The organism is Coleofasciculus sp. E1-EBD-02, from assembly GCF_040218245.1.
Lineage (GTDB): Bacteria > Cyanobacteriota > Cyanobacteriia > Cyanobacteriales > Coleofasciculaceae > Coleofasciculus.
Map to the genome: position 1 here is coordinate 38,012 of NZ_JAVJQN010000097.1, position 22,539 is coordinate 60,550.

The following is a 22,539-nucleotide window of genomic DNA, read 5'->3' on the forward strand; positions in this document are numbered from 1 at the left end:
AGCGATGAAGCTTGCAGAGTTCACTGGAGTTCATCTGGGAATGCAAATTGAACCCTACGACCCTCGCCACCTGGATGCTATTATTCGTCTTTCGCTTCGGGCATGGACTCCGGTCTTTGATTCGATTCAGAACGTGATCAACGCTGATGTGTACCAGGCATTCTATCCCAATCATTGGCATGTGAGTCAGCAAAAAGCTGTCGAGGATGTATGTGCTGCCCAAGACACGAATGTATGGGTTGCTATCGATGCCGATTCTACTGTGGGCTTTGTAGCTGTGAAACTACACTCAGAGGACAGCATGGGTGAAATCTACATGGTTGCTGTCGATCCAGACTTTCAAGGTCACGGCATTGGTAGTGCTTTGATAGAATTCGCTCTGGCTTGGATGAAAGATGCTGGGATGTCTATTGCTATGGTTGAAACTGGAGGCGATCCTGGTCATGCCCCAGCCCGTCACACCTATGAAAAGGTGGGTTTCGGGCTATTCCCAGTTGCCAGATACTTCAAGAAACTGTGACGTCCTCCTACACCGACCCTATGGGTACGGTTGTAGGCTTCCTTTGTTGCCGCTTTATACCCACAATCCGGGGAACGCTACCCCCGTTATCACCCAGTCCGCGCAGGCGGACTTTGTTTGTGTAGCAGCGATTTCAATCGCCTCCTCTTGCTTGTTTGATACCAAATCCGCCTTGTCAACGTCGTGCTAACCCAGCAAAGACGGCACTTGTTGCGAACATGATTAAGCTATAGATGGCGGCTGGAATGGCTATGCTTGGCGTGTTTAAAAGAGTTGGTGCGCTGGCAATGGTAATGGCTAAAGTACCGTTTTGAATGCCGACTTCTACCGTAATGGCTTTGGCGCTGCGGATATCTAGCTTAGCCAAGGTGGCGAGTGCAAACCCCAGTAGCATTGTACTCACGTTTAAAGCGAGGGTAACCCAGCCCACTTTCAAGAAGAAGCTGGCAACATTGGCGCGTTCTGCTGCCAACAAACCCACGATAATTAGGGCTAAAAAGAATAGAGAGAGCCACTTAACCCATTTTTCCACCTGTGCGGCAAAACGAGGAGTGTAGTGGTGAATTACCATGCCTAATGTCACTGGAATCAGGGTAATGACAGCAATTTGAATGACTGTCGTCAAGAAGGGTAGCTGTAGGATAGTAGCCTCCCCCAGAAAACGCTGCATCGCTAGGTTAACGACCAAAGGAATTGTAAATACTGTAATCACGCTGCTAATTGCCGTCAGCGTAATGGATAGGGCAACGTTACCCTGTACTAAGTAGGTTACTAGGTTGGATGTGGGTCCGCCAGGGCAAGCCGCTAAAACCATCACGCCAACTGCCAATTCTGGAGAAAGCGGGAAAAGGCTAGCCAGTAAAAAGCCTACTACAGGCAGCATGATAAGCTGAGCAATGAGTCCGAGAATTGCGGCTTTGGGTTCAACTAATACCCGCTTAAAATCACTGACAGTCAACCCTAATCCCATGCCCAGCATGATGATAAATAGGGCTAAAGGGAGAAAAATTGCGGTTAAAACGTTTGATTCCATTGCTCCTGTACACACTCCTTACGTTGACAGCGCCCGTAGATAAGGTAAACTTTTCACTGTTTGCCACGAGTGAGTTTCACGTCTGTGCTACACACTCACCAGCCTGTAAACTTTTGCAACAACTAGCGGTATTTTTGCATAAAAACCTGTCTTCCAGTCTGAGAGATTAAACGAGCGCTGCAAAAAGAGCAGTGGGTGATAACTGATGACGCGCTCAGGTTTAAGTTTGGTAATGTCAACTGTCGGGTTGATCTGGGTGCAGAGCGTATGCGATCGCCCGATTTGGTAGGTTGGGTTGAAGGATGAAACCCAACACTCATCACGGCTTCTCCACCTCAAACAAGAGTGCGATCGCCCAATCGAGTCATGAGACTGGGATGAAACTGGCTAGGTGCAACTGTTTTGAGACCATAATAGGGGTAAGTGCCTTCAAGTGCCGTTTGAAGTACTGTTGTCAATGTCGAAAACCTCAGAGGTTTGAACGTTACCGCTATGGAAATCCAACGGGTTATCTTAAATAATATTGGGCTATTTGAAAACCTGGAAATTCCCTTAGCACCCACTGAGCAAAATCCCAGCAATATCACTGTCTTTGTGGGTAATAACGGCGCGGGTAAAACCTCTGTGCTGAAAGCCTTAGCGATGTCCCTTAGTTGGTTTACTGCTCGTTTACGTACAGAAAAGGGTAGTGGTAACCCTATCCCTGAAGATGACATATTCAACGCCGCCAACGCCGCCAGTATTGAAATAGAAATTTGTGATGCTTCTGGAACATCAGACAATCCGAATCAAAACGAGATCCAGCATCACTTCAAGTGGACTTTAGCCAAAAATAGAACAGGACGTAAAGCCCAGTACACTACTAATCTCAACGACTGCACCCGTTTAGCCAATCGTTACCGTGATGCCCTTACCCGTGATCACAAAACTAGCCTGCCCATCATTGCGTTTTATCCCGTCGAGCGCGTCGTACTTGATATTCCCCTAAAAATTAGGAATAAGCACACTTTCTTGCAACTCGATGGTTACGATAATTCTTTAAGTCAGGGGGTTGACTTTCGCCGCTTTTTTGAGTGGTTTCGGGAACGAGAAGATACCGAAAATGAATCAGCAATGCCTGAAGATGTTCTCAACCAACTGAAACCATTATTGGAAACTAATCCAGACGCATGGCAACGGTTGAAAGAACTCAATGCCTCAGCCAAAGATCGGCAATTAACCGCCGTTCGCACCGCCATTCGCCGATTTATGCCCCAGATGGACAACCTGAGAGTCCGTCGTAAACCCCGTCTCTACATGGCGATTGATAAAAACGGTGAAACTCTGAATGTAGCCCAACTTTCACAAGGCGAAAAATCGCTCATGGCTCTGGTTGGTGATATTGCTCGCCGTCTAGCCATGCTGAATCCTGCCCTAGAGAATCCTTTAGCAGGAGATGGTATCGTCTTGATTGATGAAGTCGATTTGCACCTGCATCCCTCTTGGCAACGCAGCCTGTGCGATCGCCTAATCGCAACGTTCCCAAATTGTCAGTTTGTGCTGACTACTCATTCACCTCTGGTGATCAGTGACTGTAAAAATGTTTTAGTTTACACCTTAACCAATGGTGAATTGCGACAATTGCCTTCTCAGTATGGGCAAGATGCTAATACTGTCTTATTAGATGTGATGGACACCAGCATCCGTAATCAGGAAATCGATGCTGAACTGAATGATCTACTGGATGCCATACAAGATTCAAAGCTAACAGAGGCTCAACAACTCCTTGCCAAATTAACTGAGGAACTACCCACCAATCATCTGGAATTGGTCAAAGCCAAATTACTGCTCCGTAAACAAGAATTGCGTCATGATAACCATTCGTAAAGGGACTGAACCCTCCAGTTTGACAGTTTGGAAAAGAGAAAACCCTCACAAAGGCTACAAACAGTTACCTGTAGACATTCGCCACACTATTCGGCAATCTGCTCTAGCAGAACAATTCTACCTTTGTGCCTATTGCTGCCAGCGCATCCAAGACATTGATGCTTGCCACAATGAGCATATAGAAGCTCAAAAGTTGAATCCTAGACGCACACTTGACTTTTCAAATATTGTCGCCAGTTGTAATACCTCTAATCAATGTGGTGATGCTCATAAATCCCAACCCCTACCCCTAACTCCTCTGATGACAGAATGTGAAACAGAACTTCGCTTTAAAATTAGTGGTCGGGTAGAAGGGTTAAGCGAGCGGGCAATCGACACGATCCGAGTCTTAAACCTGGGAGATCACGAAAAAAATAACCGTGCCCTGATCGAAAAACGCAAGCAATTGTCTAATGCCTTATTATGGACAAACGGTATAGACCCTGATGAAGGCTTAGAGGATGAAGAACTGTTAGAGATGTTAATCGATGACCTATCCCAACCCCAACAGGGTCAGATGGAACCTTTTACTCCAGTGGTAATTAATATCTTGCGAAGTTGGCTTCAATCTTGAAAGCAACTCTGTTCCAGTTGATGTTTTCCAAACGTTTTTTCAATACGAATTCACTCAATTTGCGGTACAACGGTATCAGGTCTTGATAATTGTGTATGATCCAGTTAATGAGGTGATAGTTCGATGGACAAGGTAGCTCAATATCGGGAGTACGTTCAAACGTTACTAAGCCAGTACGCCAAGGATGATGTTTCGGATGATGAAGTCGAAGTGCAACTTATCTTGGACACGGAGCGGGATCATTATCAATGGATGAACGTGGGATGGCAACAGCTTAACCGAGTTTATCGTTGTATTGTCCATTTTGATATCAAAGACGGAAAAATTTGGCTTCAGCAGAATCTGACGGATCAGAATCCTGCTGAGGACTTGGTTGAAATGGGTGTCAAGAGAGAAGATATTGTGTTGGGTTTACAGCCTCCTTACAAACGGCAGTACACAGAGTATGGTGCTGCTTGAGATAATCACGTCGCCGTTGAACAATGCTCATGCAGCCAATATGCGATCGCCCGATTTGGTAGGTTGGGTTGAAGGATGAAACCCAACACTCATCACTGCTTCTCCACCTCAAACAAGAGTGCGATCGCCTAATCAAGTCATGTTTGGTTTCACGTTACCTACTGATTCACAAGCAAGGACTTGACAGAGTGAACTCAACTAACCTACAGCAAGGGATACGTTTATTCGTCCCCAACGGACGGAGCTAAAGTAAATCTCTGTACAATAAATGTTATAATTCTGAACTATGATCCTTGGAGAACTAATGGAAAGAAGAAGCATAGAGGATATAGATAAAGAGCTTGAGTCCCTCATATCATTTACAGAAAATGGCGGTGGTTTTGGTGACCCTGACGCAGAAAAAGCACACGATAGAAAAATACAATATTTGTTGAGTCTTCGGGAACAAGAGATCAGTAGAAATAAATCGGCTGGATCTGATATAGACAGTCCTGACTTGTCTTCTATCCCTCACTTGATATCTCTCACTGAAGGTAAGCATTTAGATCCTGAATTGTGGGAGAGAGGGAAAATCTCTAGCATTATAATGACTAATTTACCCAAACGTACTAAGTCTCAAAAGATTGGTGTAAGTGCTGCTGATCTCCTGAATTTTGTCTTTGACAAATTTTGCAACGTTATTCCTGTTCCTCAAGAGAGAGATCTCGGCATCGACTTCATCTGTGAAATTATGCAGGGAGAACACCCGACAGGAAAATTATTTAATATTCAATGCAAAGGTAAAGAAGAAGCAAAAGTAAAAGGTAATTCAATTACAGTTCCTATCAAGGTGACAACCCTCAATTATTGGTCACTTCAGTCAAATCCAACATTTTTAATTGTTGTTGACTGTCAAAACCACTTATTTTATTGGTCTTTCCCTCAAAATTTCCTCCGCTCATTCAAAAAAAATTGGCAACGCCAAAAAACAGTTTCAATTCCAGTTCCTATCGAAAACTGTTTTGATCAAGATATAAATACCTTGCCAAGCCAACTTGCTTCGATAGTTAGTTCACAGGCATCTGCTATTCCTAAAAATGGTGATTATCTTGGGACATTGACGCTTGGAGATGCAGTAAACCGGGCTATCACTTATGGATTGCATGTGTTGAGAGCACCTTTCCACCGCCCTTTCCAGTATATTGGCATGCCTATTGCAGATGCAGCGAGATCCGTTGGTGGTAAGCCCAATGAAGTAGGCAATATCATCGTTGACTCCGAGCAAGCTCACATGTTGTTAGAAGCAGAAGGTAATTTTATTAACTATGTGGATGTTGAATTAAAAAAGACTGCGCCTTGGAGTCAAAAGCGCCCGTTCGATTCTGAGGCGATTTTAGGAGTATTTAGTATTAACCCATCTGAGTTAGAACCAGCCCGCAAACAGACAAACTTCCACACCTACTACGACCACAATAAAAAGTTAAAGATTAGTGTATCTTGTCAGTATGAGGGTGCACCGCTATCTGTAGGATTTAGCAGTAAATACTACAAAGCGTGACGTAATTTTCTGGGCTTGGCGTTGGTAAGCCCCCCAAGTTTTCTAGATTGCTCTAACCATCGAGCTAGTTCTTGACCTGCACATTTTGCAGCCTCAAGCACATCCGAGGATTACCAGGCTCTCCTACCATAAGAACAACTAATTCAGGATATTGCCGCAAAAGTTGAGTTTGATAAACTCGATCGACATTCTCATCTAAAAGATACTTCAGTGCCACTTACTTTCCTCATTACTTCTCTTTCTGCTCTCAGTTTCCGCAGTTTTTCAGAAACAGGTGGAGGATTGTGTTTTTGTTCCTCTCGCATCCTGCGACCATGCTCAATCCAATTAGCGAGGTAGGTACTGACTGCTTCTTTGTTGTGCAGATAGTATAGAATCGTAGCGTAGACTTGTTCTAAATCTAGGGTTCGATAACTCTGGGCAATTTCCTCTGGGGTGCGACATCGATGGATGAAATCGTATAAAACAGTTTCAATCCCTATTCTTGTACCTTTTATCCGAATGTCATCAGGACTGAGGAAATCAAAATAATCTTCTAATTGCATTGTTCTAGGCTTATAGATTCATAGGGGATAATATTAGGATAGCGTTTGCGATGCCGAAGGCAGTTCGCGTAGCGACCATCGCTCGACTCATAGAACTGCGATCTCAGGGCAAACAACTATCTAATTACCGCCATACCATTCGTTCATACTGGAACATCAATATTCTGGGGCAAAGCAATCAGAGGTTTGATTCGTCGTATGTATCACATACTCGATTTGGTAGACTTGAGGCATTAATTGGGCTAAGTTGACCTATGACCGTTGCAGTCGATCCAGCAATTCAACAGAAGCCACTTAGCTTTGACGAGTTTCTCGCTCGTCATGGTGGCGATAACCGCTACGAACTGATCGACGGAGAGGTGTTCGATTTGGAACCAACAGGTTTACATGAAGAAGTTGTAGCCTTCATTAGCGCAAAGATCTGTGTCCAGATTGACGCAATAGGCTTACCTTGGTTTGTCTTCCAGCGGGGACTATTGCGCCCTTCTAACGTTGGGATGACAGCATTTCGACCTGACGTTGCAGTTGTTGATCGAGATGAACTCGTCAAAGAACCGCTTTGGTCTGAGCAATCAATCCTAACGCTAGGCAGTTCGATTAAATTTGTGGCAGAAGTAGTTAGTAGCAACTGGCAAAATGATTATGCCCGTAAGGTCGAAGACTACGCAGTTTTGGGCATTTCCGAATATTGGATAGCAGACTATGCAGGATTAGGTGGTACTCGACATATTGGAAAGCCTAAACAACCCACTCTCTCTGTCTGTAGGTTAGTGGATGGGGAGTATGAAATTCAGCAGTTTCGGGGCAATCAGACTATTGTCTCTCCAACCTTCCCAGATTTAAAACTAACGGCTGAACAGGTGTTGAAGGCTAGCAGGTAAGACCAAATCCGGTTAAACAACCTCACTAAAAATGGCTGAAACCCTCATTATGGCGTGATCACATTATCGTCACGATCCGAGTCTTAAGCCTGGGAGATAACGTCAATAGAGGCTATCAAGTTTGTTTAGCTGCGGTAGATTCAGCAGGCTTAATAGCAGAGGAGGAAGCAATATCGTTATCGGTGATAAACTTGAAGCAAGACACCAATTGCGATGGTGAGGTCAGCATGAACACAGAGTTCACTCAAATGTTTGAGTTAACCCTCTCGGAAAAACTACAACTGCTGGAAGATTTATGGGACAGCATTGCCCAAATTCCAGAGCAAATTCCTGTGCTTGATTGGCAAAAAGAAGAGCTAGCCAAGAGAAAGGCTACCTATTTGCAGAATCCTGGCTCAGGTAGTTCATGGGAAGCAGCTAAGGAGCGAATATTCATGAATTGCCTCAGAAAAGATTCTGGGTGAGCGATCGCCCGATCTTGTAGGTTGGGTTGAAGGATGAAACCCAACACACATCTGTGCCTCTCCACCTTAACTCTGATGCGATCGCCCAATCGAGTCATGGTGGGTTTCACGTTACCTATTGATTCCCAAGCAAGGACTTGACAGACTCAACCCAACCTACAGCGAGGGGCGATCGCACTCGTTCCAATGCTCCGCCTTCGCGGAACATACCAAGGCGGAGCTTCCAGCAAGCAGCAAAGCCGCAGCGGATTGACCAAAGCTGCTTGGGTAGGATAAAAAGACCCCAGCAAGCGCTAACCCGAACCGTTAGCCCGCCTCATCTCTGGGTTAGGATGGTAGACTTAGGTTAACTGTTTGCTTGTTAACTCTGTGACTAGAAAGCCAATCTACTCAACTTTTCAGTATCCATCTGCAATCCCAGGTGGTCCCAATGGTTATTGGGTTGTAGGTCATCTAGGAATAATGTATACTGAGTTACGGTTATTGCTCTTTGATTTCTGCCGTATGCACCAAATTGTGTACAAAGAAATAGTGCATATTGAGGAAGGATTGACTCGCTTTACTCAGGAAAATAAGGGAGAACTTACATTAAGCTCAACGCTTGATTTGTCGGAAGAAGAGTATTACAAAGAACTACAGAAAACAAGAACTTTAGATTCAATTATTGCTCAGGATCAAGAAAATAAGCGTGTGATTGGTTTTATTGATCAGATGTGCGTTGTAGGTTTATGGGCGCTTGCAGAGCAATTTCTAGGGAAGATATACAGAAAATATATTGCTGTTACAACCAGCGTTGATGCCGACACGGTCTCTTCACCCTCTGGATGGGATGACTTTAATAAGAAGTATGAAAGAAGCATGGGTGTTGTCCTCTCTAAGTGTGACAGCTTTCAGGATGCTAATGAGTGCAGAGTGGTTAATAATGCCATTAAACATAATCCAACAGTTGGAAAGAAGTTGGAGGAATTTCCATACTTCGCCCCCTACAAGGGAGAAAAGCTGATGGAGGTTCCGTTAGATATGCAGCGTTATTTGAATGGAGTAAACAATTTTTTAGGAAGCCTAATGGAAGAGGTAGAGGCACAGTTAGATTGAAGTAATGCCTAACCATATGCTGTTATAGACGGCAGGCTAACAATTCGGGTACAGCAGATTGACCGAAGCCGCTTGGGTAGGATACAAAGACCCCGCTGACCCGAACCGTTAGAACGCTATGTATGCAACATAAGCGACAGGTTGTAATCAAATGAAGGCTAATCATTGGAGATTCTAATTAGAACTTTTAGAGATTGCAGGTACGACCAATGCTTCGAGAGTGAAGTGTGACTGCTAGATTTACAGTTTGAAATCTAATTTCCCGATCGCATTCTAGCCTTCAACTTAGTCCTGTGGAGAGAGGAAAGTTTTAAGCTAATCGTCATTTAAATTGCATCTCCATGTCCCCGCGTCCTTCCTGTGATTCAGCTTATGCTAATTAAATACACATCAGCTTACTATGTCAGCACTCGCATTTCTTCCCACGCGACAGTTAAACTCCTTTTCTCCAGTTGTAGAAAACTCATCCTGGATTTGTTGAATAACCTATCCAATAAATAACAATTTCAGCTTCTGTTATTTGATGTACAAATACCCTCGCACCCCTCATATCCAAGGTTCACGGCTCCAACCGGGGGATGAAGACTTGGATAACGTGCCTTTCAGCGCGATCGCCTCTCAATATGTAGTAGTCGAAGAAAAAGTGGATGGAGCCAATGCTGCCATCAGTTTTAGTCCTGATGGGCAAATACTGTTGCAAAGTCGGGGACATTATTTAACCGGAGGAGAGCGAGAAAAGCATTTTAACTTGTTCAAACAATGGGCGTACAGTCATACTGGAACCTTTTGGCAGGTGCTGGGCGATCGCTATATCCTCTATGGCGAATGGCTCTATGCCAAACACACCGTCTTTTACGACACCTTACCCCATTATTTCTTAGAATTTGATGTGCTAGATGTTGAACAGCAGCAGTTTCTCAGTACCCAACGGCGGAAGGAGTTACTCGCCGGATTACCCCTGGTTTCCGTTCCCGTCTTGTTTTCCGGTGTATTAACGTCCCACAAGCAGCTAATGGGATTGCTGGGTCACTCGCATTTCATTGAGTCAGGGCATTTAGAACGCTTCCGCCAAGCCTGTGAGGAACAGGGATTGGATGTGGAGCGAAGTCTCAAACAAACTGACCCCAGTCCCCTGATGGAAGGGTTGTATATTAAGGTCGAAGAGGAAACAGTTGTAACGGCTCGTTACAAATACGTCCGTCCTAGCTTTTCAACCACCATACTGCAATCGGATAGCCATTGGCTCAACCGCCCCATCATACCCAATCTCCTACGTCCCGGCGTTGATTTGTTTCAGTTATAGCGCTACGCGCTAGGGAACAGGCAATAGGCAACAGGCAACAGTAAGCTGTGATTGAGTTTCCTAAAGATGTGTCCTAACCTTAAGACGAATGTCACTGACTTAAGCTGGGTTCGTAGTAGGCACTTTAGTGCCAGAAGCGCTGAAGCGCTTACTACAAACTCTAAAGTCAGTGCCATTCACCTTAAGACGTAATGTTATATGACTTCTTCTGTTTCTCAATTGCCATCCTGGTCATTTCCTTGGTGTCCCACGCCTCCAGACTGGACGCTAGATTGGGCATCGCTTCAGGCTGAGTTTAGCTGGCTTCAATCGCTTCAGGATTGTCCCCAAGACCCCCGCTACCATGCAGAAGGCGATGTTCTCACCCATACTCGCTTGGTTTGTGAGGCGTTAATTGCATTACCCACTTGGCGGGAGTTACCCTCTATTGAGCGATCGCTTGTATTTGCGGCTGCCTTACTCCATGATGTAGCAAAACCTGCGGCTACTGAAATTGAAGCCGATGGCAGGATCACGTCCAAGGGTCATGTCCGCCAAGGGGCAAAAATGGCGCGGCAAATCCTCTGGTCGCTCAATGTACCCCTTCATCAACGGGAGGCAATTGTCTCGCTGGTGCAGCATGGCAGTCTTCCCCTCTGGTTTTGGGACAAACCCAACCCCCAACGCGCTGTGATTAAAGCCAGTCAAGTGATTCGCTGCGACCTGCTGGCACTGCTGGCAGAAGCGGATATTCGGGGTCGCCTGTGTGATGACCCGCTAGAACTGCTGGAGCGGGTTGAGTTCTTTCGAGAATATTGTCAAGAGAATAATTGCTTCGTTGATCCCCGACCGTTCCCCTCAGATCATAGTCGATTTGTCTATTTCCAAAAAGACGATCGCGATCCCAACTATGCTGCTTTTGATGACACTCGCTTCGAGGTTGTCCTGATGTCAGGTTTACCGGGTGCTGGTAAAGACTCTTGGATTCAGGAGAATCTTCCCGATTGGACAGTAATCTCCTTAGATGAACTGCGACAAGCGATGAAGATTTCTCCTACAGATAACCAAGCTGCTGTAGCAGAGCGAGCAAGAGCGATCGCGAAAGACTACATGAGAGCCGAAAAATCCTTTGTTTGGAATGCGACCAATCTCTCTCGCCAACTGCGTTCGTCGCTAATTAGTCTATTTTCTGCCTACCATGCACGAATTCGCATTGTCTACCTAGAAGTTGCTTGGGAAGAATTGCTGCGGCGCAATCGTTCTCGCGCTGCCAAAGTGCCGGAAGCGGTGATGCAACGGATGCGCGATCGCTTAGAGGTTCCAGATATTACTGAAGCTCATCAGGTAGAGTGGGTTGTAGATAGGGCTTGCTGAATAAGTGAAAGCTATACCTGTAGGGGCACGGCATTGTCGTGCCCCTACGATAGGTGGCGTTTGTGCGTCACTCAAGACTTCAGAAAACGCCAGTTTTATGACCTACATCTTACAACTCAAATCCCCAGCTTTTTGACTAAAGCGGAGATTTTCGCCGTAGTCTACAGGGCAATCAATCACCGTCGGCACATCTTGGCTTAAGGCTTCTTTCAGCGTGGGAATAAACTCCGCCACTGAATTCACCCGATAGCCTTTTAACCCCATACTTTCAGCAAACTTGACAAAATCGGGATTGCCAAATTTAATAAATGCTGAGTCGCCAAATTGATTGTGTTGTTTCCACTCAATCAACCCATAGCCACCATCATTAAAAATTAAGGTGACAAAGTTTGTGCCGACTCGCAGGGCGGTTTCCAATTCCTGGCAATTCATCATGAAACCGCCATCCCCCGTCACCGCGACAACATTCCGATCCGGATGCACTAATTTTGCCGCGATCGCGCCCGGCATGGCAATCCCCATAGCCGCAAAACCATTGGAGATAATACAAGTGTTAGGGCGATCGCAGTGGTAGTGGCGTGCCATCCACATTTTGTGGGCACCAACATCGGAGATAACAATATCTTCAGGTCCCATCACCTGACGTAAGTCATAGATGAGTTTTTGCGGCTTAATCGGAAATCCCTCATCATTGGCATACTGTTCATAATCCGCCCGGATATCGGAACGTAATTCCACCGCATGGGGCGTCGCCTTACCTTCGCGATCCGCTTGTTTCATAATTTCATTCAGCGAATCCGAAATATCGCCAACCACTTCCACCAACGGAATAAAGCTACTGTCAATTTCAGCATGGCTAGCACCAATGTGAATGATCGGAATCTTGCCCTCTGGATTCCATTTCTTCGGTGAATATTCGATTAAATCGTAACCCACCGCAATCACTAAGTCCGTTTCATCAAAGGCACAGCTAACGTGATCACGCTGTTGTAATCCCATTGTCCATAGGGCTAGGGGATGGGTATAGGGAATCACCCCCTTGCCCATAAACGTATTGATCACTGGAATATTCATCCGGGTGGCAAATTCCGTCAAGGCTTCTGCCGCATGGGCGCGAATTGCCCCATTCCCGACTAAAACTAAGGGATTTTTTGCCTTGGAGATGGCAACCGCCGCTTTGCCGATACTCCGGAATGAGGCATAGGTTTTTTCCCGTTCATCTTTCGTCAGGGGTTCCCCAAAAACGGGCATGGCGGCGATATTTTCCGGCAGATCAATGTGAACTGCGCCCGGTTTCTCACTTTGCGCCAGTTTGAAGGCTTTACGGACAATTTCCGAGGTATTACTCGGACGGACAATTTGCGTATTCCACTTGGTTACGGGGGCGAACATTGCCACCAAGTCCAAGTATTGGTGGGATTCAATATGCATGCGATCGGTTCCCACCTGTCCGGTAATCGCTACCACTGGCGCACCATCTAGGTTAGCGTCAGCTACCCCAGTCATTAAGTTGGTTGCCCCTGGTCCTAAAGTGGAAAGGCAGATGCCCGCCTTTCCGGTTAAACGTCCATACAAATCCGCCATAAAGGCTGCCCCTTGTTCATGGCGGGTGGTGATGAATTGAATGGAGGAGTGCTTGAGTGCTTCTAACACATGCAAGTTCTCTTCTCCCGGCAATCCAAACACATATTCGACGCCTTCATTTTCCAGGCATCTGACTAGCATGTCGGCTGTATTCATTTCGCCCATCTCAATTTTCCCCTTAATCTGTTTTGGTTATCGTTTGATGGTTGGCGCAATGTCCTATTTCGTCGCAATTCGTGCCTGCTGTCATTTCAGCAGGACAAGTTAGAGGGGGCTAAAGCTAGGACTGGCTGTTAGCTATCCCCGGTAAAAATTCAAAGCTAAGGATCAAAATCCTATTGTTAAAATTCGGTTTTTTTAACAATAGCCTTTACGGTCGTCTCCCGTCCATAGTTCTTAACTATTTCATCCAAACGGTTTTAATGTTGACAAATTCGTGAATTCCTTGTATCCCTAATTCCCGTCCATAGCCGGAGCGCTTAATTCCGCCAAAGGGTAGACGCGGATCAGATTTAACTAATCCATTGATAAAGACAGCGCCAGCTTCAATCTCGTCAATGAGCCGTTGGGCTTGGGTTTCGTCCGTTGTCCACGCACTCGCCCCTAAACCAAACGGAATCGCATTGGCTTTAGCAATTGCCGCGTTAATGTCAGGAATTCTAAACAATAACGCCACCGGTCCGAAAAATTCTTCGTTATCGGCGGGGGTTCCTGGAGGAAAGTTCGCCAAGATAGTCGGCGGATAAAAATTACCCGGACGATCTAAGGGTTTGCCTCCAATCAGAACTTTAGCGCCTTTTTCGATACAAGCTTGTACTAGCTGATCTAACTCTTGGAGGATGCTAGGCGTTGCCAACGGACCAATATTGGTGCTTTCCTCCATTGGATCACCCACATTCAGGGCTTTAAATTTTTCAACCAAACGTTTTTCAAACTCATCCGCGATCGCATCGGCTACAATGAAGCGTTTAGCGGCGATGCAGGATTGACCATTATTCAGCATCCGGGCGGTAACGGCGGTGGTAACGGCGGCGTCTAAGTCGGCGCTTTCCAGGACAATGAATGGATCACTTCCACCGAGTTCCAGCACGGTTTTCTTTAGGTGTTTCCCAGCAGTAGCGGCTAACGATGCGCCTGCGGGTTCACTTCCGGTTAGGGTAGCGGCTTTAATCCGGGAGTCACTGACAATGGCTTCAACTTGACTCGCACCAATTAATAAGGTTTGGAATGCCCCTTCCGGAAACCCTGCTTCCTTTATAATGTCCTCAATTGCCAAGGCGCATTGCGGCACATTCGAGGCGTGTTTCAGGATACCGACATTTCCCGCCATTAACGCAGGTGCAGCAAACCGAAACACTTGCCAGAACGGAAAATTCCACGGCATTACCGCTAAAATAATCCCTAAGGGCTGATAGCGAACAAAACTCTGGCTGGCATCGGTGGCAATCTGATGATCTGCCAAAAACGTCGCCGCGTTCTCAGCGTAGTAACGGCAAACCCAGGCACATTTCTGCACCTCCGCGATCGCACTTTTGATCGGTTTGCCCATTTCCAAGGTCATCAGTTGACCAAACTTGACCTTATCCCGTTCCAGAATATCCGCCGCCGCATTCAGCCAGTTTGCCCGTTGCGCCATTGGCGTCTTCCGGTACGACTCAAACACCTGTTGTCCCAGGCTGAGTTTGGCTTCTATCGACTCATGATCTAGTGGCTCAAAGGTTTTGAGCGTTTCTCCCGTTGCTGGGTTAATTGTGGCGATCCCCATAGCCTTCCTCTTCGACTCCATTACTTTTGATGGAGTTAGCAGTTTCATTCTCAAGTCTACTGCGATGGTGTCTGGTAAAAGACAATACATTTACATTGCTTTACATTTTAGCATGGGTCGGCAGGTTTGTCGTAAGCGCTGTCTTCGCTTCTGGCACGCTTCGTACCGACTACAAAGCCAGGTTTGTAGTAAGCGCTGTCTTCGCTTCTAGCCGAGACAAAGCCAGATTAAGTCAGTACCATTCCCCGTTCTGTTGGCTGTCTGCCCCTAATCAAGTAAGCAATAATAACAATGAAAGGCGATTGCTCAAATCAGAGATGGAACCCGTATCAATCATGCTTGGTGGATGGTTAGGCGAATTTGCTACCTTAAAGATTGCGGAAACCTTACTCACCGGAGTTCGCAGTAAACTTAATCCTCAAGACATAGACAAAGCCTTAAAAGCGGCGACGACAGCAGCACAGGAACAACACAGACTATTATTCTATAGCTGTCCCCCAGATTTTATCCCTCGGTTTTTGGCACAGTTTTTCAAGGGTTCTGGATTAGCCGAGTTACAGAAACCCCTGAATAATCAAGGAATACCAGACGTTGATTATTTAGTCGCCGCATTTAAACAAGCGGCAAAACAGGATTCTAAGATGAACCAGATTAACGAGTCGCTGGTTCAGCCGTGGATGGAGGTATTTGTTCGTACTTATTTTCAGCGAACGACGGAGTATTTAAGATTTCAGGTAGCGAAAGCTGATTATTGTCAGCAATTGGTCAATTGGTTTGATGATGTTAAGTTTGCTGGAATTTCCGTTGCTGGACAAGAGATAGAAAAATCTGAACATCTTGCCCAAATTTTTGTCATGCCCGATGTCGTGGAAGAACGGCAAAAAGGGGAGATTTTGCATTTCTCAGGACATGGATCATTTGAGAATCATCAACTGGATTTGCTCCGCGAACAAGGAAAACGAGTGAAGTTAGAAAACCGTGCAGGTAGACGGTTTAATGCACAGCAGTTGTTCGGTGGAGGGCTGGAGTCTATACGTCAGAAAAAAGTCGTGCTGTTGGGTGCGCCCGGTTCAGGTAAAACCACGTTAATGAGTTATTTTGCTGTGATGCTGGCGCAGCAAAATTATGTCTTGACTGATTTCGCTGCGGTTGACAATTTAGATCCCCCCCAGCCCCCCTTAAAAAGGGGGGAGATAGGAGAATTACATAGAGATAGTGGGAACAATGTATTAGGGTTAAATACCACTATAGATTGGCTACCGATTTTAATTAAAATTCGCGACTTGGCTCGACAACCGGAGATCAGTATTCTCGATTATGTGCGGCAGTTTGCTGAAGATACAATGGCAGTTAAACCCTTACCAGAGGGATTTTTTAAGTATTGGTTAGAAGACGGACGGGCGCTGATTTTATTAGATGGCTTGGATGAAGTTGCCGAAGAAGGCAAACGTTATCAGGTGGTGCGGCGGATTGAGAATTTTCTGGGGCAATATAAGCAAAACCGCGCCATTATTACCTCTCGTCTGGCGGGATATAAGCGAGATTTCTTTAAAACCCAGGAGTTTCCTCACTATCAGTTACAACCTTTTAATGATGACCAGATTGAGGAATTTATTAACCGTTGGTATGATAGCCGCGTTCCCGATAAAGCACAAGCAGAGCGGCGTAAGCAGAGTTTAAGAACGGCACTATCAGATAATCCCCGGATTCAATTACTGGCGCGAAATCCGCTACTGTTAACGATTATTGCCCTGATTCACCGCTATCAAGCTCATTTACCAAAAGAACGGTACAAGCTGTATGATAAGGCAGTGGAAACGCTATTAACCTCCTGGGATGCCAATAAAGAACTGACGAATCAGACTGAATTAAAGTATCTAGAGTTAGATGATTTACGGCGGTTGATGGAAATCCTGGCATATTGGATTCATACCCAAGGCAGTGGCGGGGATAAAGAGGGCGGAACGTTAATTGAGAAGGATGATTTGATTGATCAGTTGAGTCGAGAGATTCAGACGCTGAAACAGATTCAACGCTATGAGGCAAAGAAAGAGGCGGAGCGGTTTGTCAATTTCATTCGAGAACGCACGGGATTATTGAATGAACAAGGGCAAGATTATTATGCTTTTGTGCATAAGACATTTCAGGAATATTTCTGCGCTCAGGAGATTGATTATCAAGCAGATAATGAGGGGGATTTTGAGATTATTCTCAATCATATCCGAGAGCATCTGCATGATCCGCATTGGCGAGAGGTTTTGTTGTTGTTGATTGCCCAGCAAAAGCCGAAGAAGGCGGCGAAAGCGATACGGGCGATTTTGAATCATCAGAGTGAGTATGAGTCATGGCTGCATCGGGATTTATTCTGGGCTGGCACCTTGTTGACGGAAAATATTAAGGGGTTGAAGGGGGCTGATAAGGGTTTAGTTGAGGAGATTTTGACGGGATTAGTGGAGTTGGAGGTGAGTGATAAGGCGCGGGTGGGTGAAAGGGTTCGCCAGCAGGTTTACGAGATTTTTTGCCATCTGAATGAGACGGAGTTTGAGCAGCAAGCGCTGGAACTTTTGAAGGCAAGGGCGGAAAGGATTAATGAAGAGCGATTGCTGGAATATCGGGCAGCGTTGGGGGAACGGGAAGCAGTCATCGAACTTCTTTTATCACGTTTAAAAGATGAGAATGCTGATGTGCGTAAATCAGCTACTGAAGCTTTGAACAAGTTGGGAGAAGACTCAGAACAGGTAGTCAATGCCTTGCTTTTGCGTTTAAATGATCAGGACCCTGTTGTTTCTGCTTTGGCTGCCCTTGTCTTGCGTAAGTTAGCGCAGGGTTCAGAAAGAGTAGTCAATGCCGTACTTTTGTGTTTAGACCATGAGAATTCTGGTGTGCGTACCTGGGCTACCTTTGTCTTGGGCAACTTAAAGCAGGTTTCAGAAAAAGTGGTCGATGCTATGCTTGTGCACTTAGATGATTATTCTGTGCTTTTCATGGCTGCCCATGCTTTGGGCAAGTTGGGGTACACGTCAGAAAAAGTAGTCAATGCCTTGCTTTTACGCTTAGATGATCAGAATTCTCTCATACGTGCCTCGGCTACCCGGGCGTTAGGCGAGTTGGGACACACTTCAGAAAAAGTAGTCAATGCCTTGCTTTTACGCTTAGATGATCAAAATTCTCTTGTGTCTGTATGGACTGCCGAGAAAAGGTAGTCAATGCTCTGCTTTTGCACTTAGATGATGACGATTCTGACGTGCGTGAATCGGCTGCTGAAGCTTTAGGTAAATTGGGCAAAAATAACCCTGATATTTTGCCACTTATCGTGCAATGGATTGAGCAGCACCAGGATTCAGACTATATCGGCTGCGGGATTGATGCGCTGTGGGATATGGTGGCAACGGATTAACAAGCAAGGTTCGTCACCTTGTCGTGGCGTGGCACACCTAATGTGATAGATTATTTTGCCCAGAAACCGTAGGGGCGCACCGACGTGCGCCCGATTTAATCGTAATATCTATTCCATTTTTGTGGGTTACGGTGGATATCAATTTTAAGGGTTATTGGCTTAATTAAACACCGCCTAACCCACCCTACGTCTGACGTGCGCCCGATTTAATCGTAATATCTATTCCATTTTTGTGGGTTACGGTGGATATCAATTTTAAGGGTTATTGGCTTAATTAAATACTGCCTAACTCACGATGGCGGCGTGACACAGCTAAAATTGTGGGAGAGATTTTACTGTTAAAATGGGCGCAAGCCTTGCGCCCCTACAATGCTAATCCACCAATTAAGATGTGCCACGCCACTACGTCTGACGTGCGCCCGATTTAATCGTAATATCTATTCCATTTTGGTGGGTTACGGCGGACATCAAATTTAAGGGTTATTTGCTTAATTAAACACCGCCTAACCCACCCTACGGCTGACGTGCGCCCGATTTAATCGTAATATCTATTCCATTTTTGTGGGTTACGGCGGATATCAATTTTAAGGGTTATTGGCTTAATTAAATACTGCCTAACCCACCCTACGGCTGACGTGCGCCCGATTTAATCGTAATATCTATTCCATTTTTGTGGGTTACGGCGGATATCAATTTTAATGATTATTGGCTTAATTAAACACCGCCTAACCCACCCTACGATGGGGTTTATGTTAATCGTGACTCATGACAAGTGGTTTATGAGAAAAATTTTGCAAAATTTTAAGACTATATTTCGCTTCACTTGTCAAGTTTTAAATTCTATGATCAAATGGAAAGACGGCTTATGGTTTCATCACCCTTTTACCCTGATGTGGCAGAAAAACCGATACTCCATTCCCGATAATTCCCCGGAGATTAACCCGCCTGCGATGTCTAACTCTAATTCCCATTCTCAACCCGTAACGGATGAATCAACATTTAGCGATCGCACGACGATGACAAATCAGGCGAATTCGGGAAATCATGATTGGTTGGCGCGTTTTCAGCACCATAGCAAGCTGTTGATGGCGTGGGTTGAGCCGGGGAACTTCGCTCTGTATTATGCCAATCATGCTTTTTGCCGCTTAATCGGGATTGATTCTCCCACGGGGAACTTACAACACCAGGGCATTCACCTATTTGATTTATTTATAAACGTTGATGCTAAAACCCTCGAACAGTTATATCGGCGTCATTTATTGGCACTAATATTACGAGATGTATATAAAATTAATCATAGCCAATGGCGCTTTTTAGATGAACCTGTTATCGCGGCTCTCAATAATTCCCCCGATTCCGAACCCCATTGTGTGCAATTTTGGCTGCGATCGGAACATTTAAACGTTGAACGGATTAATCCAGAAATTAACGAATTTTCAGATATCGATTTCTCCCAACAACCGATTCGGCAAATTATCCTTAATCCCATCTGGGAACAACGTTTAAACCTGGACAATTATCGGGTTAGGGGTCAGCTTTTATGGGAAGGATTGGATGTTACCCACCAAGAAACGATTCGACAACTGATTAGCTTGCTGATCGAACGCGACTCCCTCTTGCGTTCCGAGAAGTTTCGCCTGTTCGATCAAAAAATGCGATCGCTATTTCGTGCTGATCAGATTCTGCTGTTGCGGGTGAAGCGCCAAGAGGTGAAACTGTTCACCAGTGAAAATGATCAATTGATTCAAACCCAAGTCTATACCTGGGATTCCCTACAAGGTTCCCATTTCCAAGCCGCCGCCCAAGCGAATCAGGTTTGGATTGTCGCTAATTTAGAAAGTCATTGTCAAACGGAATGTGAGCAAGCCTTGTTCAACCAAGGTACTCGTTCCCTCTTGCTGATTCCTCTTACCGTTTCGGCGGCTGAAGCCGAAATGCCTAGCCAAAATTTAATGGGAATGGTTGGGTTAACCAGTGATCAGGCGGATAATTTCGATTCCCTGGATATCAACCATGCTTGTGCCTTAATCCCCGCCTTAACCGCCGCCCTGCGTCAAGCGGCTCAAAGTCAATTTAATCATATCCATCCTGCTGTAGAATGGCGGTTTCTGGAAGAAGCGGAACGCCGTAGTTGGGGACTTCCCCCCGAACCGATTGTGTTTACCGATGTCCATCCCATGTATGGGATTTCCGATATTCGGGGTTCGTCAAATGAACGAAATCGGGCAATCCAAGCCGATTTACTCAACCAGTTTAATTTGGCAATGGCGATAGTGGATGCGGCGAATGAATCTCAACCGTTGCCCTTGTTGCAACAATTGCGCCTAGATTTGTCAGCTTATACTGAACGGTTAGATAAGGGAGTGACAGTGGATGAAGAAGTGACAGCGATTAAGTACTTAAGGGATCATCTGGAAATTTATTTTGAATATTTCCAAGACTGTGGCGACGCGGCGGTTGACGCGGTAAACGCCTACAAACAAGCGTGCGACAATCCTCATGAATGTATCTATACCGCCCGCGATCGCTATGATCGGATGATTTATGAGATTAACGAACAACTACGCCAAACCTGGGAACGGTGGCAAGTGCGGATGCAGCAGATTATCCCCCACTATTGTGATCACGAACTCACGGATGGCATTGATCACATGATCTATGCGGGGGCTTCGATTAACTCGCAGTTTACTGTATTCCATCTCCACTGTCTGCGCTACGAACAGCTACGGGCTATCTGTGACTGTGCGAGGACGTGTTTTGAAATGCGCGATCGCTTTGACACACCCTTACAAGTTACTCATCTAGTATTAGTACAAGAAACCACGGTGGATATTTTCCACGACGAACAAACGGAAAAAATCTTCGATTTACGCAGTAGCACCCGTGATACCCGCTACGAAATCGTCAAAAAACGAATTGATAAAGCCCTAGACGCCACCACCCAAACTCGCATCACCCAACCGGGGATGCTGACTATTGTCTATTCCAGCCAAGCCGAATGGACAGAATATCAACAATACTTACGCTTCCTCGCCCGTGAAGGTTGGGTGGATTCCCATATCGAATCCAGCACGGTGGAAAAATTGCAAGGAATCACAGGACTCAAATTTGCCCGTGTCCGCATTCTGCCTGAATCTGAGCCAACAGTAGGTGTAGAGGAGCAGGGGTTGTAGAGACCTTTGCTGTGATCTAGCTTAACTTGTCTTCGTGATCAGACAACTTGTCTGTTTCAGGCGGTTATGTTTCAAACCCATAACATTAAGATTTGTAAATAAAGCCATTCTGTAGTGAATGTTACAGAATTTTCTTGTTATAGTTATTTTGTAAGGAAAAATTCAGTGAAATATCACTAAAGCAATCGGAGGGTACACAAATGTCTACTCAAGAACAAGCTAGAGCCTTAATGATGCGTCATCATCACGCCGTCAAGAACAGGCAACAATCCATGCTCAATCGGACAGCTAATGAAGTCGGTTTCGATGTTGATAACGTCAACTATTGGGATTTAATTCAAGGCAAACCCCATTCTGGTTTCCGTACCAGTTACGGGCGCAGCCGTGCTTCTCTAAGCTAAACTTTTAAAGTTCTAAGAAGAAAAAACTCAATCAAATCTCACTAAAGCAATCGGAGAATCAACAAATGTCTACTCAAGAACAAGCCAGAGCCTTAATGATGCGTCATCATCACGCCGTCAAGAACAGACAACAATCCATGCTCAATAGAGCAGCTAATGAAGTCGGTTTAGATGTTGATAACATCAGCCATTGGGATTCTATTCAAGGCAAACCCAATTCTAGTTTCCGGACTAGCTATGATCGCAGTCGTGCTTCTCTAAGCTAACGCTTCACTTCCTAAGATATGCAGCCTCTCAAGATAGAGATTTGCATAACTTAGCCGGACTTTTCTGATAAAACTCTTTCGAGGTAACGAAATCTCACGGTCAAGTGATCCGTGAGATTTTGAATATTTGGGAAATTGACCCGACTCCACAAATGACAAATGACAAATGACAAATGACAAATGACAAATGACAAATGACAAATGACAAATGACAAATGACAAATGACAAATGACAAATGACAAATGACAAATGACAAATGACAAATGACAAATGACAAATGACA

General features: G+C 45.3%; 22 protein-coding genes. 17 read left to right on the forward strand and 5 right to left on the reverse strand.

What is annotated here, in order from left to right; translation table 11 throughout:
• The first annotated feature begins 40 nt into the window (after positions 1 to 40).
• On the forward strand, positions 41 to 520 hold the full coding sequence (locus RIC07_RS15935; RefSeq protein WP_446395407.1) for a GNAT family N-acetyltransferase: 480 nt from the start codon (positions 41 to 43) through the stop codon (positions 518 to 520).
• Between the two features lie 175 nt (positions 521 to 695).
• Here RIC07_RS15935 and RIC07_RS15940 read toward each other — a convergent pair whose 3' ends face one another.
• Positions 696 to 1,553 carry a bile acid:sodium symporter family protein gene (locus tag RIC07_RS15940; protein WP_446395388.1) on the reverse strand — a complete coding sequence of 286 codons (858 nt, stop codon included), beginning with the start codon at positions 1,551 to 1,553 and terminating at the stop codon, positions 696 to 698.
• A gap of 177 nt (positions 1,554 to 1,730) precedes the next feature.
• Between RIC07_RS15940 and RIC07_RS15945 the strand changes: the two genes are divergently transcribed.
• Positions 1,731 to 1,859 carry an element excision factor XisH family protein gene (locus tag RIC07_RS15945; RefSeq protein ID WP_446395408.1) on the forward strand — a complete coding sequence of 43 codons (129 nt, stop codon included), beginning with the start codon at positions 1,731 to 1,733 and terminating at the stop codon, positions 1,857 to 1,859.
• 29 nt (positions 1,860 to 1,888) lie between these two features.
• Here RIC07_RS15945 and RIC07_RS15950 read toward each other — a convergent pair whose 3' ends face one another.
• Positions 1,889 to 2,011: a hypothetical protein gene (locus RIC07_RS15950; protein ID WP_446395389.1), complete on the reverse strand. Its 123-nt coding sequence runs from the start codon at positions 2,009 to 2,011 to the stop codon at positions 1,889 to 1,891.
• Positions 2,012 to 2,045: 34 nt separating this feature from the next.
• On the opposite strand from RIC07_RS15950, the gene RIC07_RS15955 reads away from it, so the two are divergent.
• The 5 genes from RIC07_RS15955 to RIC07_RS15975 all read left to right on the forward strand — a co-directional run bounded on the left by RIC07_RS15955 (position 2,046) and on the right by RIC07_RS15975 (position 6,028).
• Positions 2,046 to 3,419: an AAA family ATPase gene (locus tag RIC07_RS15955; RefSeq protein WP_446395390.1), complete on the forward strand. Its 1,374-nt coding sequence runs from the start codon at positions 2,046 to 2,048 to the stop codon at positions 3,417 to 3,419.
• Positions 3,403 to 4,032, forward strand: coding sequence for a TIGR02646 family protein (locus RIC07_RS15960; RefSeq protein WP_446395391.1), 630 nt, complete (start codon positions 3,403 to 3,405; stop codon positions 4,030 to 4,032). Before RIC07_RS15955 ends, RIC07_RS15960 begins: the two co-directional genes overlap by 17 nt.
• Positions 4,004 to 4,168 carry an element excision factor XisH family protein gene (locus RIC07_RS15965; RefSeq protein WP_446395409.1) on the forward strand — a complete coding sequence of 55 codons (165 nt, stop codon included), beginning with the start codon at positions 4,004 to 4,006 and terminating at the stop codon, positions 4,166 to 4,168. The genes RIC07_RS15960 and RIC07_RS15965 overlap by 29 nt, the downstream gene beginning before the upstream one ends.
• Positions 4,156 to 4,491 (forward strand): XisI protein, encoded by a 336-nt coding sequence (locus tag RIC07_RS15970; protein WP_446395392.1) that lies wholly within the window; start codon positions 4,156 to 4,158, stop codon positions 4,489 to 4,491. The genes RIC07_RS15965 and RIC07_RS15970 overlap by 13 nt, the downstream gene beginning before the upstream one ends.
• Before the next feature lie 286 nt (positions 4,492 to 4,777).
• A complete protein-coding gene (locus RIC07_RS15975; RefSeq protein WP_446395393.1) occupies positions 4,778 to 6,028 on the forward strand; it encodes a DUF4365 domain-containing protein in 1,251 nt (416 codons plus the stop codon).
• 191 nt (positions 6,029 to 6,219) lie between these two features.
• Here RIC07_RS15975 and RIC07_RS15980 read toward each other — a convergent pair whose 3' ends face one another.
• Positions 6,220 to 6,573: a DUF433 domain-containing protein gene (locus tag RIC07_RS15980; RefSeq protein ID WP_446395394.1), complete on the reverse strand. Its 354-nt coding sequence runs from the start codon at positions 6,571 to 6,573 to the stop codon at positions 6,220 to 6,222.
• A 254-nt stretch (positions 6,574 to 6,827) separates the two neighbouring features.
• On the opposite strand from RIC07_RS15980, the gene RIC07_RS15985 reads away from it, so the two are divergent.
• The 5 genes from RIC07_RS15985 to RIC07_RS16005 all read left to right on the forward strand — a co-directional run bounded on the left by RIC07_RS15985 (position 6,828) and on the right by RIC07_RS16005 (position 11,669).
• Entirely contained in the window at positions 6,828 to 7,454 is a 627-nt protein-coding gene (locus RIC07_RS15985; RefSeq protein WP_446395395.1) for a Uma2 family endonuclease, read from the forward strand.
• Between the two features lie 227 nt (positions 7,455 to 7,681).
• A complete protein-coding gene (locus RIC07_RS15990) occupies positions 7,682 to 7,918 on the forward strand; it encodes an addiction module protein (RefSeq protein WP_446395396.1) in 237 nt (78 codons plus the stop codon).
• A gap of 462 nt (positions 7,919 to 8,380) precedes the next feature.
• The gene (locus RIC07_RS15995; RefSeq protein WP_446395397.1) at positions 8,381 to 9,013 is read left to right on the forward strand and encodes a hypothetical protein; all 633 of its coding nucleotides are present in this window, start codon (positions 8,381 to 8,383) and stop codon (positions 9,011 to 9,013) included.
• A 523-nt stretch (positions 9,014 to 9,536) separates the two neighbouring features.
• Positions 9,537 to 10,316: an RNA ligase family protein gene (locus tag RIC07_RS16000; protein WP_446395398.1), complete on the forward strand. Its 780-nt coding sequence runs from the start codon at positions 9,537 to 9,539 to the stop codon at positions 10,314 to 10,316.
• Positions 10,317 to 10,514: 198 nt separating this feature from the next.
• On the forward strand, positions 10,515 to 11,669 hold the full coding sequence (locus tag RIC07_RS16005; RefSeq protein WP_446395399.1) for an AAA family ATPase: 1,155 nt from the start codon (positions 10,515 to 10,517) through the stop codon (positions 11,667 to 11,669).
• 102 nt (positions 11,670 to 11,771) lie between these two features.
• Here the strand turns inward: RIC07_RS16005 and RIC07_RS16010 are convergent, their stop codons facing one another.
• Complete coding sequence (locus RIC07_RS16010) at positions 11,772 to 13,418, reverse strand: acetolactate synthase large subunit (protein WP_446395400.1); 1,647 nt, start codon at positions 13,416 to 13,418, stop codon at positions 11,772 to 11,774.
• Positions 13,419 to 13,653: 235 nt separating this feature from the next.
• The gene (locus tag RIC07_RS16015) at positions 13,654 to 15,018 is read right to left on the reverse strand and encodes an NAD-dependent succinate-semialdehyde dehydrogenase (protein ID WP_446395401.1); all 1,365 of its coding nucleotides are present in this window, start codon (positions 15,016 to 15,018) and stop codon (positions 13,654 to 13,656) included.
• A gap of 317 nt (positions 15,019 to 15,335) precedes the next feature.
• On the opposite strand from RIC07_RS16015, the gene RIC07_RS16020 reads away from it, so the two are divergent.
• The 5 genes from RIC07_RS16020 (at position 15,336) to RIC07_RS16040 (ending at position 22,255) form a co-directional block, all read left to right on the forward strand.
• The gene (locus RIC07_RS16020; RefSeq protein WP_446395402.1) at positions 15,336 to 18,221 is read left to right on the forward strand and encodes an NACHT domain-containing protein; all 2,886 of its coding nucleotides are present in this window, start codon (positions 15,336 to 15,338) and stop codon (positions 18,219 to 18,221) included.
• Positions 18,200 to 18,415: a hypothetical protein gene (locus tag RIC07_RS16025; protein ID WP_446395403.1), complete on the forward strand. Its 216-nt coding sequence runs from the start codon at positions 18,200 to 18,202 to the stop codon at positions 18,413 to 18,415. The genes RIC07_RS16020 and RIC07_RS16025 overlap by 22 nt, the downstream gene beginning before the upstream one ends.
• An 842-nt stretch (positions 18,416 to 19,257) precedes the next feature.
• Positions 19,258 to 21,588, forward strand: coding sequence for a GAF domain-containing protein (locus RIC07_RS16030; protein WP_446395404.1), 2,331 nt, complete (start codon positions 19,258 to 19,260; stop codon positions 21,586 to 21,588).
• A 200-nt stretch (positions 21,589 to 21,788) separates the two neighbouring features.
• Positions 21,789 to 21,989, forward strand: coding sequence for a hypothetical protein (locus RIC07_RS16035; RefSeq protein WP_446377271.1), 201 nt, complete (start codon positions 21,789 to 21,791; stop codon positions 21,987 to 21,989).
• A gap of 65 nt (positions 21,990 to 22,054) precedes the next feature.
• Complete coding sequence (locus RIC07_RS16040; protein ID WP_446377270.1) at positions 22,055 to 22,255, forward strand: hypothetical protein; 201 nt, start codon at positions 22,055 to 22,057, stop codon at positions 22,253 to 22,255.
• Positions 22,256 to 22,539 lie beyond the last annotated feature (284 nt).